Annotated in this window: 12 protein-coding genes and 5 pseudogenes; 14 read left to right on the top strand and 3 right to left on the bottom strand. The window is 60.2% G+C overall.

Annotated features, from left to right (window positions below):
- The first annotated feature begins 444 nt into the window (after positions 1-444).
- The 5 genes and pseudogenes from USDA257_RS30440 to USDA257_RS30420 all read left to right on the top strand — a co-directional run bounded on the left by USDA257_RS30440 (position 445) and on the right by USDA257_RS30420 (position 5,295).
- Positions 445-1,356 (top strand): DnaJ C-terminal domain-containing protein, encoded by a 912-nt coding sequence (locus tag USDA257_RS30440; RefSeq protein ID WP_014857821.1) that lies wholly within the window; start codon positions 445-447, stop codon positions 1,354-1,356.
- A gap of 1 nt (position 1,357) precedes the next feature.
- The gene (locus tag USDA257_RS30435; protein ID WP_014857820.1) at positions 1,358-1,675 is read left to right on the top strand and encodes a chaperone modulator CbpM; all 318 of its coding nucleotides are present in this window, start codon (positions 1,358-1,360) and stop codon (positions 1,673-1,675) included.
- A 456-nt stretch (positions 1,676-2,131) separates the two neighbouring features.
- Positions 2,132-2,907 (top strand): annotated as a pseudogene (locus tag USDA257_RS36825) (HNH endonuclease); the annotation flags it as partial.
- A 185-nt stretch (positions 2,908-3,092) separates the two neighbouring features.
- Positions 3,093-4,467: pseudogene (locus USDA257_RS30425) on the top strand (transposase).
- Positions 4,468-4,662: 195 nt separating this feature from the next.
- On the top strand, positions 4,663-5,295 hold the full coding sequence (locus USDA257_RS30420; protein ID WP_223843481.1) for a VOC family protein: 633 nt from the start codon (positions 4,663-4,665) through the stop codon (positions 5,293-5,295).
- Positions 5,296-5,707: 412 nt separating this feature from the next.
- Here USDA257_RS30420 and USDA257_RS34720 read toward each other — a convergent pair whose 3' ends face one another.
- A complete protein-coding gene (locus USDA257_RS34720) occupies positions 5,708-5,956 on the bottom strand; it encodes a class I SAM-dependent methyltransferase (RefSeq protein WP_064244302.1) in 249 nt (82 codons plus the stop codon).
- 34 nt (positions 5,957-5,990) lie between these two features.
- Positions 5,991-6,146: pseudogene (locus USDA257_RS38615) on the bottom strand (class I SAM-dependent methyltransferase); the annotation flags it as partial.
- Between the two features lie 57 nt (positions 6,147-6,203).
- Here USDA257_RS38615 and USDA257_RS30410 point away from each other — a divergent pair.
- The 3 genes and pseudogenes from USDA257_RS30410 to USDA257_RS35715 form a co-directional block, all read left to right on the top strand.
- Positions 6,204-6,962: pseudogene (locus tag USDA257_RS30410) on the top strand (IS256 family transposase); the annotation flags it as partial.
- A 55-nt stretch (positions 6,963-7,017) separates the two neighbouring features.
- A complete protein-coding gene (locus tag USDA257_RS30405; protein WP_014328799.1) occupies positions 7,018-8,415 on the top strand; it encodes an IS1182 family transposase in 1,398 nt (465 codons plus the stop codon).
- Between the two features lie 31 nt (positions 8,416-8,446).
- Positions 8,447-8,845 (top strand): annotated as a pseudogene (locus tag USDA257_RS35715) (IS256 family transposase); the annotation flags it as partial.
- Positions 8,846-9,208: 363 nt separating this feature from the next.
- Here the strand turns inward: USDA257_RS35715 and USDA257_RS30395 are convergent.
- Positions 9,209-10,360, bottom strand: a complete 1,152-nt coding sequence (locus USDA257_RS30395; RefSeq protein WP_014857807.1) for an IS110 family transposase — start codon at positions 10,358-10,360, stop codon at positions 9,209-9,211.
- Between the two features lie 399 nt (positions 10,361-10,759).
- Here USDA257_RS30395 and USDA257_RS30390 point away from each other — a divergent pair, with 399 nt between their 5' ends.
- The 6 genes from USDA257_RS30390 to USDA257_RS30365 all read left to right on the top strand — a co-directional run bounded on the left by USDA257_RS30390 (position 10,760) and on the right by USDA257_RS30365 (position 14,614).
- Positions 10,760-11,203 carry a hypothetical protein gene (locus tag USDA257_RS30390; protein WP_015633501.1) on the top strand — a complete coding sequence of 148 codons (444 nt, stop codon included), beginning with the start codon at positions 10,760-10,762 and terminating at the stop codon, positions 11,201-11,203.
- A gap of 63 nt (positions 11,204-11,266) precedes the next feature.
- Entirely contained in the window at positions 11,267-11,659 is a 393-nt protein-coding gene (gene tnpA, locus USDA257_RS30385; RefSeq protein ID WP_014330939.1) for an IS66-like element accessory protein TnpA, read from the top strand.
- Positions 11,656-12,003, top strand: a complete 348-nt coding sequence (gene tnpB, locus USDA257_RS30380) for an IS66 family insertion sequence element accessory protein TnpB (RefSeq protein WP_014330938.1) — start codon at positions 11,656-11,658, stop codon at positions 12,001-12,003. The genes tnpA and tnpB overlap by 4 nt, the downstream gene beginning before the upstream one ends.
- Before the next feature lie 45 nt (positions 12,004-12,048).
- A complete protein-coding gene (gene tnpC, locus USDA257_RS30375) occupies positions 12,049-13,686 on the top strand; it encodes an IS66 family transposase (protein WP_014330937.1) in 1,638 nt (545 codons plus the stop codon).
- Positions 13,683-14,294, top strand: coding sequence for a plasmid pRiA4b ORF-3 family protein (locus USDA257_RS30370; RefSeq protein ID WP_014857805.1), 612 nt, complete (start codon positions 13,683-13,685; stop codon positions 14,292-14,294). The genes tnpC and USDA257_RS30370 overlap by 4 nt, the downstream gene beginning before the upstream one ends.
- Before the next feature lie 29 nt (positions 14,295-14,323).
- Entirely contained in the window at positions 14,324-14,614 is a 291-nt protein-coding gene (locus USDA257_RS30365) for a hypothetical protein (protein ID WP_014330935.1), read from the top strand.
- Positions 14,615-14,626 lie beyond the last annotated feature (12 nt).

Here is a 14,626-nt window from a genome sequence, read left to right as displayed (position 1 = left end):
ATGACATCTGCGACATCTGCAAAAGAGAACGCGTCGAGATCGAACGCCGGCGGCACCGATATCTTGCTGCTCGCGCGCCTGTAAACGTTGCCGGTCGCATCGGAGGAAAAAGATGGAAACCGACACCGTGGAATTGGATCAGGAGGCGGTCGAGATAATCCCGCCTGAGCCCAAAAGATGCGCTGTGAAGGGAAGCATGCGGTGCTCGTATTGTCAGCGCCCAATGGGAGACGACCCCGACGGGTACGGCATCTGCCAGGAATGTGTCGAGTGTCCGTAAGCCCTTGGCGAAGCCGGCAGCAGGAGAACGGTGCCCGCGCGCTTCCAGTGGGCTGTCCGGCTGGCGACGATGATGGAGGTGACGCCTGTTATGCCCTATCGCGCTTGATGGACACGGCCCCTGATCTATTTCTCTGTTCTTGATAACGTGGCGGCGGGAGGTAAATGGCCAACGATCCGTACGAAACCCTCGGGGTGGCAAAGAACGCGACTCAAAAAGAGATTCAGAGCGCCTATCGCAAGCTTGCGAAGAAACTCCATCCTGACCTGAATCCTGGCGACAAGAACGCGGAGGACCGGTTCAAGGAGGCGTCCGCGGCCTATGCGTTGCTGGGCGACGAGGAGAAGCGCGCACGCTTCGACAAAGGCGAAATAGATGCGACCGGGGCAGAGCAGGCCGCTCGAAACTACTACAAGGAGTATGCAGCGACTCCGGGTGCTGACACGCGCTACCAAAGTACGAGCGGCTTCTCGGATTTTGGCGAGGCCGACGACATTTTTTCGAGCTTCTTTTCGCGAAGAGGCCATGGGCAAACGCATGCGCGCGGAAGAGATCTTCATTTCGCCATGGAGGTAGATTTCCTTGAAGCAGTCAACGGCGCGAAGAAGCAGATCACGCTGCCGGACAGAACCACGCTTGACCTGCAGATCCCTCCAGGCACTCAGGACGGGCAGCCACTTCGGCTTCGAGGTAAAGGCGAACCTGGCCCCGGCGGCGGGCCGGCTGGTGACGCCTTGATTGAAGTTCACGTACGGCCTCACCCGATCTTCACCCGCGATGGTGACGACATCCGGATTGAGATGCCCATCTCCCTTCGTGAAGCGATCCTCGGGGGAAAGGTGTTGGTCCCAACGATATCTGGCAATGTGACACTGACGCTGCCGCCCAATTCGAGCACCGGGAAAACGCTGCGCTTAAAGGGCAAGGGGGTCACCAAGCGGGGCGGCGGCAGCGGCGACCAGTACATTACCGTCAAGGTCATTCTTCCCGATCCCGCAGACCCTGACCTTGCAGCATTCGCCACATCATGGTCGGCGGGAGAGGCCCAAAATCCTCGCAGAGCTTGGGGAGGTTGATATGAGACATTCGGAGTTTTGCGAACGACTTAGCATCGAGCACTCAACGCTCAGCATATGGATGGAACAGGGCTGGGTCGTCCCGGCCAAAAACGATGGACGGGGAGAGTTTCATGACGCCGACGTGGCGCGTGGTCTCTTGATCCTCGATCTCAGCGAAACCATGGGGGTCAACCACGAGGGTATCGACGTCATCATGGCACTCGTTGATCAGGTCCACGGTCTGCGCTCCAAGCTACAAGCGTTGACGGATGCGATACGAGACCAGGATGAGCAAGTTCAGCGGCAGATTCTCCAAAGCCTTGAACGAAGCAGTTGAATTCCCAGGGCATGTGTGGCGCGAAAGTCCCGGCATAGCGCGGGGAAATATGGCTGAAAGGTCCAGCCCAGACCCTCACCGCGGCAGCCATATTAGGGGAGGAGAACCCCGAGATCATCTTGCGGGACTTTAACTCGTGATTCCCATCCTCAAGCCAAAGTATCTCGACGCGCTGTCCGAACGATCGTAGTCCGTGGCATCATCCTTCGTTCCGGATTCGCCACGCGTTCTTGACCTACGAGTGTGGGCGTCTTCAGGGCAAACGAGGTGTTTCGTGCGGAGTAAAAGCCCAGAGATAGAAGTCCAACATGAGCGCTTCGGCGGCGGCGGTCTCAATGTCGGTGATGCCTGCGGAATACCAGGTTCCTGTGTTTCCGGCGGAGGAGACAGCTTCGTAAAGACCGTCTCGACAACACGCCCTTCCAACGGCGTCAGAAGCGGCATCACCATCCTTAGCCGAGGAAGGTTGCCGCGACACGTGGGTATTTTGCCATCGCCAAGGTCGCTGAGGTCATTCCGGATCGCAATGCGCCCGGCATGTACCTCGCGCTGATTGAGCCGGGGACCTATCTCGATTTCATCAAGGCGGTTCCCTTCAGCAATGCCGAAGGGGTGGTCGAACGCGGCGTGCTGAATGACGACGGCCGCATTTCCGGACGGGCGCCGCTGTGAGGCCGATCTCTCCGGGTGATTTCAATCGCATTCTCTCGCTTGGATTCGATGAACGGGAGCCGGAATTGCCACGGATCGGCGAGCCGGAGATCGTCGATCAGGCGCGCGGATTTGGCGAGCAACCGCAGTCACTCTTCAGTTTTCAGCAGGAGCGTGATCGCGTCACTCAGCTCACGTCTCGAATCGTTCGCAATCGTCTTTTCCGCCGGCTTGTCCTCAAAGCTTAGGACAAGCGATGCGCGATCACCGGACTGAAGCTGATTAACGGCGGCGGCCGTGCCGAAGTGGACGCTGCGCATATTCGTTCGGTGGAAACAAACGGTCCTGATATCCTGAGCAATGGCATCGCGCTTTCCGGGACCGCCCACTGGATGTTCGACCGGGGTCTGATCAGCCTCTCCGACGAACTGGACATCCTGATTTCGCGACAGGTGAACGATCCGGAAAGCATCCAGTCGCTCATCAATAGAACGGGACGTGCAATCGTTCCGCAGCGGCCTCACGAAAGGCCGCATCCGCAGTTCCTTCGATGGCACCGGGAAAACTGCTTTAAGCATTAAGCCCGCGGCAGCGGCACAGGGTCTGCTGTTCGATTCCCATCAAGGCGTGGGATTAAAAGTGTCGGACACGGCGGCTTTGCCGGGTCCGCCGAGCGTCTGCAAAGGGGGGATAGTGTTGAAAAAGTCCCGCTTGAAACAGTCCTGAAGCACTGATTCAGTCTTCTTACCGGAAGGAGATTGAGTCGATGATGGGCGAGCAAAGTGTGATGCAGGAGGAGCTTTTTCTATGGCTTCAGTCTGGAACGGCACGTGCCGGCGGACCACCTTCTCAGGGCCATCGACCGCTTCGTTGACCTTTCCGGTGTCCGCCAGCACCTCGCGCCCTACTACAGCCCGATCGGCCGCCCGTCGATCGACCCCGAACTGCTGATCCGGATGCTGATTGTCGGCTACTGCTTCGGCATCCGTTCGGAGCGGCGGCTGTGCGAGGAAGTCCACCTGAACCTGGCCTATCGGTGGTTCTGCCGGCTTGGCCTCGAGGGCGATGTGCCGGACCATTCGACTTTCTCCAAGACGCGCCATGGCCGCTTCCGTGATGCCGATCTGCTGCGTGAGCTGTTTGAGAGCGTCGTGCGGCGCTGCATGAGAGAAGGTCTCGTCGGCGGCGAAGGCTTTGCCGTTGATGCCAGCCTGATCGTCGCGGACGCGCATCGTCAGCGCGGGATCGAGACAGCCGAGGAGCTCGACCCCAAAGCCAAGTGGGCTGTGGGAGAGTATCTCGCCACCCTGGATGATGCCGCCTTCGGAGCCGCCACGCCGGTGGAGCCCAAGTTCATCTCGCCGGTCGACCCAGCGGCACGCTGGACCGCCTCTTGGGGCGGCCCGGCTGTCTACGCCTACTGCACCAACTACCTGATCGATGTAGAGCACGCCATCATCGTGGACGTGGAGCCCTCGACTGCCGTGCGTCAGGCCGAGGTGACGGCCGCAAAGACCATGATCGAGCGTACTCACGACGAACTCGGCCTGTGGCCGGAACGGCTGATTGCCGACACCGGCTACGGCTCGGCCGAGATGCTGAACTGGCTGGTGCATGAGCGCGGGATCGAGCCGCATATCCCGGTGTTCGATAAGTCCAAGCGCAAGGACGGCACCTTCTCGCGTGAGGACTTCGCCTACGACCATGCAAGCGATACCTACCGCTGCCCAGGTGGTAAGCTTCTTCAGCACTACCATCGGCGATTCTCGACACCGCGGACCGGTGTGGGAAAGGACAACACGCTACGTTATCTGGCGAGCAAGCATGATTGTGACGCCTGCGCACTTAAGCCCCGCTGTTGTCCGAAGACGCCGGCGCGCAAGGTAACGCGTTCAATCTATGAGGGCGCTCGCGACATGGCTCGCGACATCGCCAAAACCGACGCGTACCAGACGTCACGCTATCAGCGAAAGAAGGTGGAGATGCTCTTCGCGCACCTCAAACGCATTCTGAAGCTCGATAGATTGCGACTACGCGGCCCCTGCGGTGCCCGCGATGAGTTCCACCTCGCCGCCATTGCCCAGAACCTGAGGAAGTTGGCCAAGATCTGCAGCCGGCGGACGGTAATCCCGGCCAGTTAGCGCGAGGAGGTCACGTCGACCTCAATTGCGACGTCATGAGCGAACCACCTTTCCGGCCAAAAGCCTGACTTCTTCAACACTATCGGGGGGAAGCGGAAGTTGGCAGCCACAACCCCCAATGGCCTTATTGCAGACAAAATTGGTCATTCGCGTCGGTGACGTGTCGCGACTTCAGGTCGCCCGGTTCGATGCGATTTGCTATGTTCTGCATGTCGGCAAGGGAGGCTCGGTATTCCTGTAACCGTCGGTGCACACCATCTCACGGTGTTCACACGCGACATGGACCGTTTCATTCGCTTCTACGAAGAAGTCTTCGATGCAGAGACCAAGTTCGATCTCTCCGAGCCCGGTCCCGGTGGCGGCGCTGTTCGTCACGCGCTTATCGACCTTGGAGGAGGCTTCGCCCTCCATTCATTCCAAATGCCGGAACCAACGGGGTATGAAGACGGCTCGATGCAGATGGGGAAGAGAGGCCACATAGATCATCTCGCGCTGAACGTAGACGATGAAGTGCGGTTACAAGAAGTCAGACGACGTCTGGTGAAGGCTGGCGCGTCGGATGGGACCATTACGGATTTCGGCGCCATCCGCCTCGTTACCTTCAGGGATCCGGATGGAATGGAGGGCGAGGTCGCACGGTGGACCGATAGCAAACGCGTCCTCGGCTTTGATGAACGCAAGCGGGAGATGTGGCCAGATAACAATGGTGAGCATCCAGATATCGCGAAGGTCCGCATCGGGGGGGAACTTTGCCGTACGGCACAGAGTGGACGGTCGACATTGCTCGTGGACATGGACAGCCTCCTCGTCCCGGATTCGTCAAGATAAAGACATTCGCTCCTTGATCCATATTAATCCTTCAGACGGCCGCGCTCACGGTCAAAATACTGTCAGCTCTAGGTGTCGCTGCGTTTAGGTTTGTTTTTGTGCGGGGAATGGCAGCATCGGGGGGAAAGCGGACAAATCGCCGACTAACCGCCGCTCACTGCAGTTGCCACATACCCTTCCTGGGGAAATCGCAACCGGCCATCTGCTAGCACGTATGAGTCCAGCAACACGGACTGAGCGTCTGAAGCGATAGCGTTTATCACAGCTTCGCGGTCGAACTGAGAACGCTCCGACAAAAGCACCGCCATCGGCGTCGCCGTCAATTGAAACCGCACATAGTCGAGGACAGACGGGAACGCAACCTGTTGGGTGACAGTGTGAATTTCCACCTGATCGAAGCCTGCGCCTGAGACTAGGGTGCGCAGCTCCTCCGCCTCAGCAAAGATATGTTCAGCGCGCTTCGTGTTTGACGCTCCTGCGCCAAGATGCGCGCAGGCGTGCGCTCGATGGCACTGTAGACGCTGAGGGCAAGCCGACCGGAGGCCACCAGTACCCGCCTCATCTCGCGAAGGGCTCGCAACCGGTCCGGGAAGAACTGGAGTCCGAGTTGGCAGAGGACGACATCGAAGGAGGCGTCCGGGAAATGGAAGACCAAGAGCACTCCCTTCGACCCATTCGATCGGTAATTCCGAGTCAGCCGCAGCTCGGGCCACTGCAAGCATGCCAGGGTTTAAGTCTAGACCGACAACTCGGTCGCGTCCCCACCAGTGGTGTAGCTGGGCGGTAGCCAAGCCGCTCGCGAGCGCGCCCTCGATAGCGCCGTAGCGAGCGAGCGGCGTAGCGGTGGTCATCGAAGTTCCCCGGTAGGGTCGGGTTGCTGACACCAACCTGATTCGAAGGAACCATCGATGACCGACGACATGATGAGCCTGCGCGCGCTCGTGGAGAAGACCCCGGATTGCGATCTCCTGCGCGAGATGATCGGCTTCGCCGCCGAGCGCCTGATGGAGCTTGAGGTGGGGGCCGCCACCGGCGCCGCCTTTGGCGAGAAGACCCCGCTGCGGCTGGCCCAGCGCAACGGCTACCGCGAGCGCGACTGGGAGACGCGGGCCGGCACGGTCGAGCTGCGCATTCCGAAGCTCCGGAAAGGCTCCTACTTCCCCTCGTTCCTGGAGCCGCGGCGCATGGCCGAGAAGGCGCTGACGGCGGTCATCCAGGAAGCCTATGTGCAGGGCATCTCGACCCGCTCGGTCGACGACCTGGTTAAGGCCATGGGCATGAGCGGTATTTCGAAGAGCCAGGTCAGCCGGCTGTGCGAGGAGATCGACGGCAAGGTCAAAGCGTTCCTCGAAAGACCGATCGAAGGCGACTGGCCGTATCTGTGGATCGATGCCACTTACCTGAAGGTCCGCCGGGGCGGCCGCATCGTCTCGGTCGCCGTGATCATCGCCGTCGGCGTCAACTCAGACGGCCGGCGCGAGGTGCTGGGCATGGAGATCGGCACCTCGGAGGCCGAGCCGATCTGGACCGAGTTCCTGCGCAAGCTGACCCGGCGCGGACTGCGCGGCGTCAAGCTCGTCGTCTCCGATGCGCACGAAGGCCTCAAGGCGGCCGTCACCAAGGTTCTCAGCGCCACATGGCAACGTTGCCGGGTGGGGCTGTTGAAGAAGTGCTATGTATCTGATTCAATTGAGCAGTCGTTGATTCTCTGGAGCCTCCACGATGCTCGGCCGTAAGGAACGCGATCAGCTTGAACTGTACATGTGCGGCTCGCTTCGGGATCTGGTCCCTGACGATCACGTATTGGTAAAGGTCGATCGAGTTCTCGACCTCTCCTGGCTACACGAGGAGGTGGCTGAGCTTTATGCGGCGGGCTTCGGCCGACCCGGCATCGACCCGGAAGTAGCAGTCCGGCTGATGCTTGCAGGCTTTCTTCTCGGAATTGTCCATGACCGTCGGCTGATGCGCGAGGCTCAGGTAAACATCGCTATTCGCTGGTTTATCGGCTTCGGTCTGCACGAAGCTCTCCCGGACCATTCGTCGTTGACCCGTATCCGTCAGCGCTGGGGTGCAGAACGTTTCCGAACTATCTTTGAGCGGACGGTAAAGGTCTGCGTAGCGGCCAAAGTCGCCAAGGGTGAGGTCGTTCATGTCGACGCCTCACTCATTCGGGCCGACGTCAGTTGGGAAAGTCTTGCGGTCCGCCATATAGATGCGGTCACCGACGCCAACGAAGCCGCTGAGAGCGAACGAAAAAGCCGCAAAACAGGCAAATACAAGAAAGTCTGCGTCACCGACCCTGACGCGTCCATGGCGACCAACGGGCGTAATCGGAGACTGGAGCCGGCCTACAAGCAACATGCCGTGGTGGATGATGCTTGCGGCGTAATTTTAGATGTGGAGGTCACCACAGGCGAGATTAATGAGGGGCAAGTCATACTCAGTCGTCTCGACGCGGTCGCCGCGATGACCGGCACGATAATCAAAACGGCAACGGCCGACGCCGGCTATGCGTATGCTAAGGTGTTCGCAGGAATGGAGCAACGCGCGATCGAAGCGGTTATTCCGGCAAAGGCAGAGCCAATCCGTAGCCCTGTGCCTATGCGCCGCTTTCGTTATGACGCCAAGCACGACACCCTTAAATGTCCGCGTGGCAAGATGCTGAAGGCGGGCCGTGCCGTTAAACATGGGCGCTTCTTTACATCTCGCGCGGCCGACTGTCGGCACTGCGATCTGGCGCGACTTTGCCTTTCCAATGGCCGTGTGAACAAGGCGGTAGTGCTCGGCGATGACTATCCGGCACTCCTGCGAGCTCGTCGCCGAAGAGAACGATGGTCGGACGAGGACCGAGCTTTGTACCAGCGTCACCGCTGGCGCTCAGAGGGATATCACGGCGAAGCGAAGACTTGGCACGGGCTATCGAGAGCGATCCGGCGCGGCCTCATAAATATGAAAATCCAAGCCTATCTGACGGCTGCGGCAGTCAACTTGAAACGACTGGCGAGTGCTTTTCTGTCAATTTTGCTGTTCGTGTACAGCCAAGAAGCTACCAGTTCAGCCCGACATCCCTTCAGGCAAAGGAAAGTTTTTGGAATTGGCTTGTCGGTGGCTTCCGCATAGCTCCGCCGACGATTGGTTCTTCAACAGCCCCCGGGTTCATTTCATGCGCAATGTGCTGGCGCATGCCGGAAAGAGCGGCAGGCGTGTCGTCTCCGCCTTCATCGCCACGGCCTTCGCCCAGGAGACGCCGCAAGCCGCGAGCACACAATGGCGCGCCGTCGCCGATCAGATCCGGCCGAAGGTGCCCAAGCTCGCCGCCATCATGGATGACGCCGAGCCCGACGTGCTGGCCTACATGACCTTCCCCAGAGAGCATCGCGCCAAGCTGCACTCGACAAATCCGATCGAGCGGCTCAACGGTGAGATCAAGCGGCGGACCGAGGTCGTCGGCATCTTCCCCAACGATGACGCCATTGTCCGCCTCGTCGGCGCGCTCCTGCTCGAGCAAAACGACGAATGGGCCGTCCAGCGCGCCAGATACATGACGCTTGTATGGGGACCTCGAAGTCAAGACGCCTGCATCGTTACCTCCATTCCTTGTTCGGCCGGGGCGGGCATTCCTTCGTTCCGGCCTGACTTCTCACCAGCGCCGCGCGCAGGGGCGGTCAAGGAGGCCCGCAGGGCACTGCACAGCAGCGCGAAGCGTCCTTGACGGTCCTGAGCACGGCGCTTCAATCTCGGGTCGAACGGGCCGAGGTGGTCAAAGGCGGAGCCGGTTTGCGAGGCGCACAAGGTGCGCTGCGACCTTGTATTCGGTGGGCCGTAGGGAAGCCCGAACCATGATGCAGTCATCCGCATCGACGACCAGGCTCCGGGCGGCGGTCCCCATCTGGAAAGCGGTATTGGAACCATGTCATGTAACGGGCGCCCGCCACCTCGGGCTCGCTAACAGGCAGACGGAACTCTTCGCCTGTCCTCTCGCGACTATGCGGCAGCTGCCGTGGCATGCGGTCGAACGCGCACTCCCTCGCTCTCGGTACCACGCAACCAGGGCGCTTTCCTTCTGGAAGACAAGGAACCGCCAAGCCAGTTGGACCATGCCTCTGCGGACCCGGGCATTCCCGGCGCGCGATAATCCGCGCTCACGTCGGCGAGCACCGCTATCATCGGGCGACCCAGTGAGCCCAGCGTAGCGGGCGACAGCGCGACGGTCGCGCAGATCGCGAAGCAGGATCTCGTGTGCCAGCATGTCGGCCGTTTCCACGCCGAGGCCGACGACGCGCGAAAGCATATGAACCATAGCGGCGGCGCGGCTGCGTTCCGGATTGAGCTTCGCAAGCCGCTGTAGCCGCTCACGCTCAATCTCGGCGATCTGATCTTCAACGAGCCGCAGCCGCGCGATGTCGCGGCGCATCTCCGCCAGGGTATTGCCAGGGATCTTTGTTCCCTCCGCAGTCCGTAGCGTGTCGAGACGACCCGCCGTCTTGCGCAGGGCCGGGTTGACGTCACGAATGCCGAGGCGGGCAAGCGCTGCCTTCATCCGGTTCACCAGGCGAGTGCGCTCGGCGACGAGGTTCTCGCGTTCCCTTGTCGGGCGCTTGGCATCCTCCTCGCTGATCTCCGGGACGGCGGCCATCGTGCAGTGCCCTACTTCGCCCCGAAGCCAGCCGAGAAGAACACGCATGAGAAGGGCGGTGTCGAGTCGGTCGGTCTTGGCGCGCCGGCGATCGCGGGACACGGTGACACTGGTTGCGTGGATCACGTGGGCCTCGATCCCGTGGGCTCGCAGCCATCGGGCCAGCCAAAAGCCGTCACGTCCCGCTTCGTAGGCAACCACCACGCGCGCGATCGTCCGACCAGCGGCAAGAGCTTCTTGGCGCCAGCCTTCCAGCAGGCGCATCAGAACATTCTCGTCTGGTTTGAGCTTCTTCAGAGGACGGCGATTAACACCCGGGAGGAGTCCGGCGATGAGCCATGTGGAACGGCTCATCTCTACGACAACGACAAGCGTCTCATCCGGAGCGAAGGCGGCCGTCGAGCGGCCAATGTCGCGCTGCTGCAGCATGGGGCATCTCCATGAACTAATCAAAGGCACCAGCGTACAATGACGCGGTGCTCCCCCATAGCATCTGGAAACCATCAGCCAGATGAGCGATGATCCGCTCATCAGCCTGCCCGCCGTGGCGCGCTGATCATCCCGGCCTATGCCGGAGAGCACGGCGACCAATGCCGTCTGCTACACCACCTCACGGGACACGATCTGGTCCACCGGCGGGTTCTTTGGAACCCAACCCCGATCCCCCATTTGCCGATGAAACTGCATTTCAACGCTTGGCCTCTCGCTCCTCCGACCTTGCGGGCCGCCTTAAGACCCGCAGGCTTCCGGCCACGGCCCATTGGTACTCGATAAGAGCGAGAGGGTTCTCCTAGATTCAAACGAGGCAGCTATCAGCGGGTTTTCAATATGAAAATACTTTCTTACAACCCAGGCCATGATGGCGCATTTGCGTATGTCGAGGAAGGCCGCTTGGTATTCTCCATCGAGGCCGAGAAGAGTTCGAAGTACCGACATTCGTCGTTATCTGTCCTCGATGCATTCGACGCACTTGCCGAACTACATGCCGTTCCCGACGTTCTATGTGAAGGGGGTTGGTGGCCCGGCGACTCTCCGCGCGTAGGTGAAGCAGCGGCTGACTACCGCGGTAGCGATCAGGTGATCGTCAGCAAGAAGCGCTTCTTGGGAAAGACCATCGATTTCTTCTCATCGTCCCATGAACGATCGCACCTTCTGTGCGCGTTTGGGATGTCTAACGTACCGAAGGGCACTCCGTGTTACGCGTTGCTTTGGGAAGGTATCATTGGGGCGTTTTATGAGATCGATGCGGAACTGAATGTATCCCCACGGTGACGGCCGTCTTGTGATGTGATGCCGAACATTGGAAGTCCTGGTGGTAGCACTGGGAGTAGTCCTATGACGAAGCAGCATATTGAGGTGATCACGTCGGTCGAGCGTCGCCGGCATTGGTCTCGCGAAGAGAAAGAACGGCTGGTAGCGGCGGCGTTAGAGCCTGGAACCGTTGTTTCGGATGTGGCGCGCTCGGCCGGGATTCATGTCAGTCAGCTATTCCGGTGGCGCAAAGAGCTCTGCCAAATGTCAGCGCCGTCCGTGCCTCCATTCATTCCGATTGAGGTCGTCGCGGCGTTGCCAGCGCCTGATCCTTTGGAGACGACACCGGCACCACGGGCGCGCAAGAAGCCAAGTATCGTGACGATCGAGCTTGGCCGCGGCCGGCGCATTCGAGTGGAGAGTGATGTTGACACCGAAGCTCTGGGCCGCATCCTCGATGTCGTGGAACGGCGATGATCCCGGTTCCGAGCGGCGTAAAGGTCTGGCTGGCGACGGGCTATACGGACATGCGGAGGGGATTTCCTGGCCTGTCGCTGATGGTGCAGGAGACACTGAAGCGTGATCCGCATAGCGGCCATTTGTTCTGCTTCCGCGGCAGGAAGGGCGGCCTAATCAAGGTGATCTGGCACGACGGCCAGGGTGCCTGCCTGTTCACGAAGAAGCTTGAGCGCGGCCGCTTTATCTGGCCGTCAGCGGCCGACGGCACGGTGGTGATCACGCCGGCGCAGCTCGGCTATCTGCTCGAAGGAATCGACTGGCGAATGCCGCAAAAAACCTGGCGTCCGAGCTCTGCTGGATAGTGGAAATGGCTGGAAAGGTCGGAGCGAATATGATTCCATCTCGCCATGACCGATGCGGCCGATCAGCTTCCCGACGACCTTGCCAGCGCGCATGCGATGATCCTCGCCGAGCGCGCGGCACGCCGTGAAGCCGAGGCCGTTGCTGCCCGAGCCCAGGCAGTGAACTCGCATTCGGATGCGCTGATTGCCAGGTTGAGGCTGGAGATCGAGAAGCTCAAGCGCGACATTCATGGCAGCCGCTCGGAGCGCAAGGCGCGGCTTCTTGAGCAGATGGAATTGCAGCTCGAAGAGTTGGAGGCGGACGCCAGCCAGGACGAATTGGCCGCTGAACTGGCGGCACGATCCTCGACGGTTCGGGCCTTCGAGCGCAAGCGTCCATCGCGCAAGCCGTTTCCGGAGCACCTGCCGCGCGAACGCGTCGTCATTGCTCCGCCAACAAGCTGCCCATGCTGCGGCTCGGCCAAGCTGGCGAAACTGGGCGAGGACATTGCCGAGACGCTGGAAGTGATCCCGCGCCAGTGGAAGGTCATCCAGACGGTGCGCGAGAAGTTCTCCTGCCGCGAATGCGAGAAGATCGCCCAGCCACCGGCCCCTTTCCATGTGACGCCGCGCGGTTTTGCAGGGCCAAACCTGCTGGCGATGATCCTGTTTGAGAAGTTCGGCCAGCATCAACCGCTGAACCGGCAAAGTGAACGCTATGCCCGCGAGGGTGTCGACCTCAGCCTCTCGACGCTTGCCGACCAGGTGGGGGCTTGCGCCGCGGTCTTGAAGCCCTTGCACGGATTGATCGAGGCGCATGTGCTGACCGCCGAGCGTCTACATGGCGATGACACGACCGTGCCGATCCTGGCGAAGGGCAAGACCGATACCGGGCGGATTTGGACCTATGTCAGGGACGATCGGCCGTTCAGCGGAACGTCGCCGCCAGCCGCCCTCTACTATGCCTCCCGCGATCGGCGGCAGGAACATCCCGAGCGCCATCTAAAGACCTTCACCGGCATTCTGCAGGCCGACGCCTATGGCGGCTACAACCCGCTCTTCAAAATGGACCGCGATTCTGGTCCGCTGACCCAGGCATTGTGCTGGTCGCATTCGCGTCGCAAGTTCTTCGTGCTTGCCGACATCGCCACCAACGCCAAACGGGGAAAGAACGCCACGCCGATCTCGCCGGTGGCGCTCGAGGCCGTGAAACGGATCGATGCCCTGTTCGATATCGAGCGTGACATCAATCGTCTCGCTGCAAGTGAAAGACTGGCGCGACGCCAGCGGGACAGCCGTCGTCTTGTCGAAGAGCTTGAGGCCTGGATGCGGGCCGAGCGGACAAAGCTGTCGCGCAGCTCTCCGGTCGCCGAGCCGATCGACTACATGCTAAAGCGCTGGGAGGGCTTTACGTCCTTCCTGGGCGACGGTCGGATTTGCCTGACCAACAATGCCGCCGAACGCGCTCTGCGCGGCTTCGCTCTCGGCAGGAAGTCGTGGCTGTTTGCGGGTTCTGATCGTGGTGCTGATCGCGCCGCCTTCATGGCGACGATGATCATGACGGCCAAGCTCAACGACGTCGATCCGCAGGCTTGGCTTGCCGACGTTCTCGCGCGTATCGCTGACACGCCGACAACAAAGCTTGCAGAGCTGCTGCCGTGGAATTGGACAGGTCCGCGGCCTATGATGGCTTTGGCATCATGACCGTCGATCGCATCGCCAGGCTACATATCCAACTCGACGATATCGAGCCTTTGATCTGGCGCAGGGTCGAGGTTCCACTCACGATGAGCTTGAAGGGGCTCCACGATGTCATTCAGGCCGTGATGCTGTTCGAGGATTATCATCTGTTCGAGTTCGAGGCTGGTGGGCGATGTTACGATGTGCCGGATCCAGAAGACCTCTACGAACGCAAAACCTTTGCTGCTCGCAACGTCCGCATAGCGGCACTCATCGAGCGTGGGATCGCGACCTTTAGCTACACCTATGACTTTGGTGATAACTGGCGGCACACTATCACGGTCGAGGCAGTGGAGGATGGAAACCCCAGCATCGAATATCCGCGCTTCATCGATGGTGAGCGCAGAGCGCCGCCGGAAGATGTTGGCAGCACCTCGGGGTTCGAGGAATTCCTGAACGTCATGGCGAAGCCACGGCATGCGCAGCATCGAGAGTTCGTGCGTTGGTATGGTGGCCGCTTCGACCCAGAAGATTTAAGCGTTGATATCATTCAAGACCGTGTCGCTAAAATTGCCCGCCGTCGGACACTTGGAAAAGCTGGATTTGCGAAGAGCCAAAACCAGCAGCACTGACCAAATCTGAAAACACAGAACGAGGCATCATGGGCTACCGCAACTCTGCCCTCTACACCCTGAAATATGTCGCCGCGATGCTTGATGAGGACGAAGACTTCTTGCGAGAATGTTCGATTGAGATGTTCTCTGAAGATGGCTGCTTGTGGGCATATGATGACTATCCGGCCTCGGAGCTCAGCGAGCACATCATCTTGTTCACCCAAGTGGGGATCGAAAACCTTCAACAGATTATCCGCAATCTTCGCGGAATTGGCGACCCGCCATCGAAACCAGTGGCAGAAAGAAATCGCAAAAAGCCTCGGCTACTGCGGTCCTGACCGGATGGTTAC

The organism is Sinorhizobium fredii USDA 257 (genome assembly GCF_000265205.3).
GTDB lineage: Bacteria > Pseudomonadota > Alphaproteobacteria > Rhizobiales > Rhizobiaceae > Sinorhizobium > Sinorhizobium fredii_B.
This window is presented reverse-complemented; position numbering and strand designations above follow the sequence as displayed.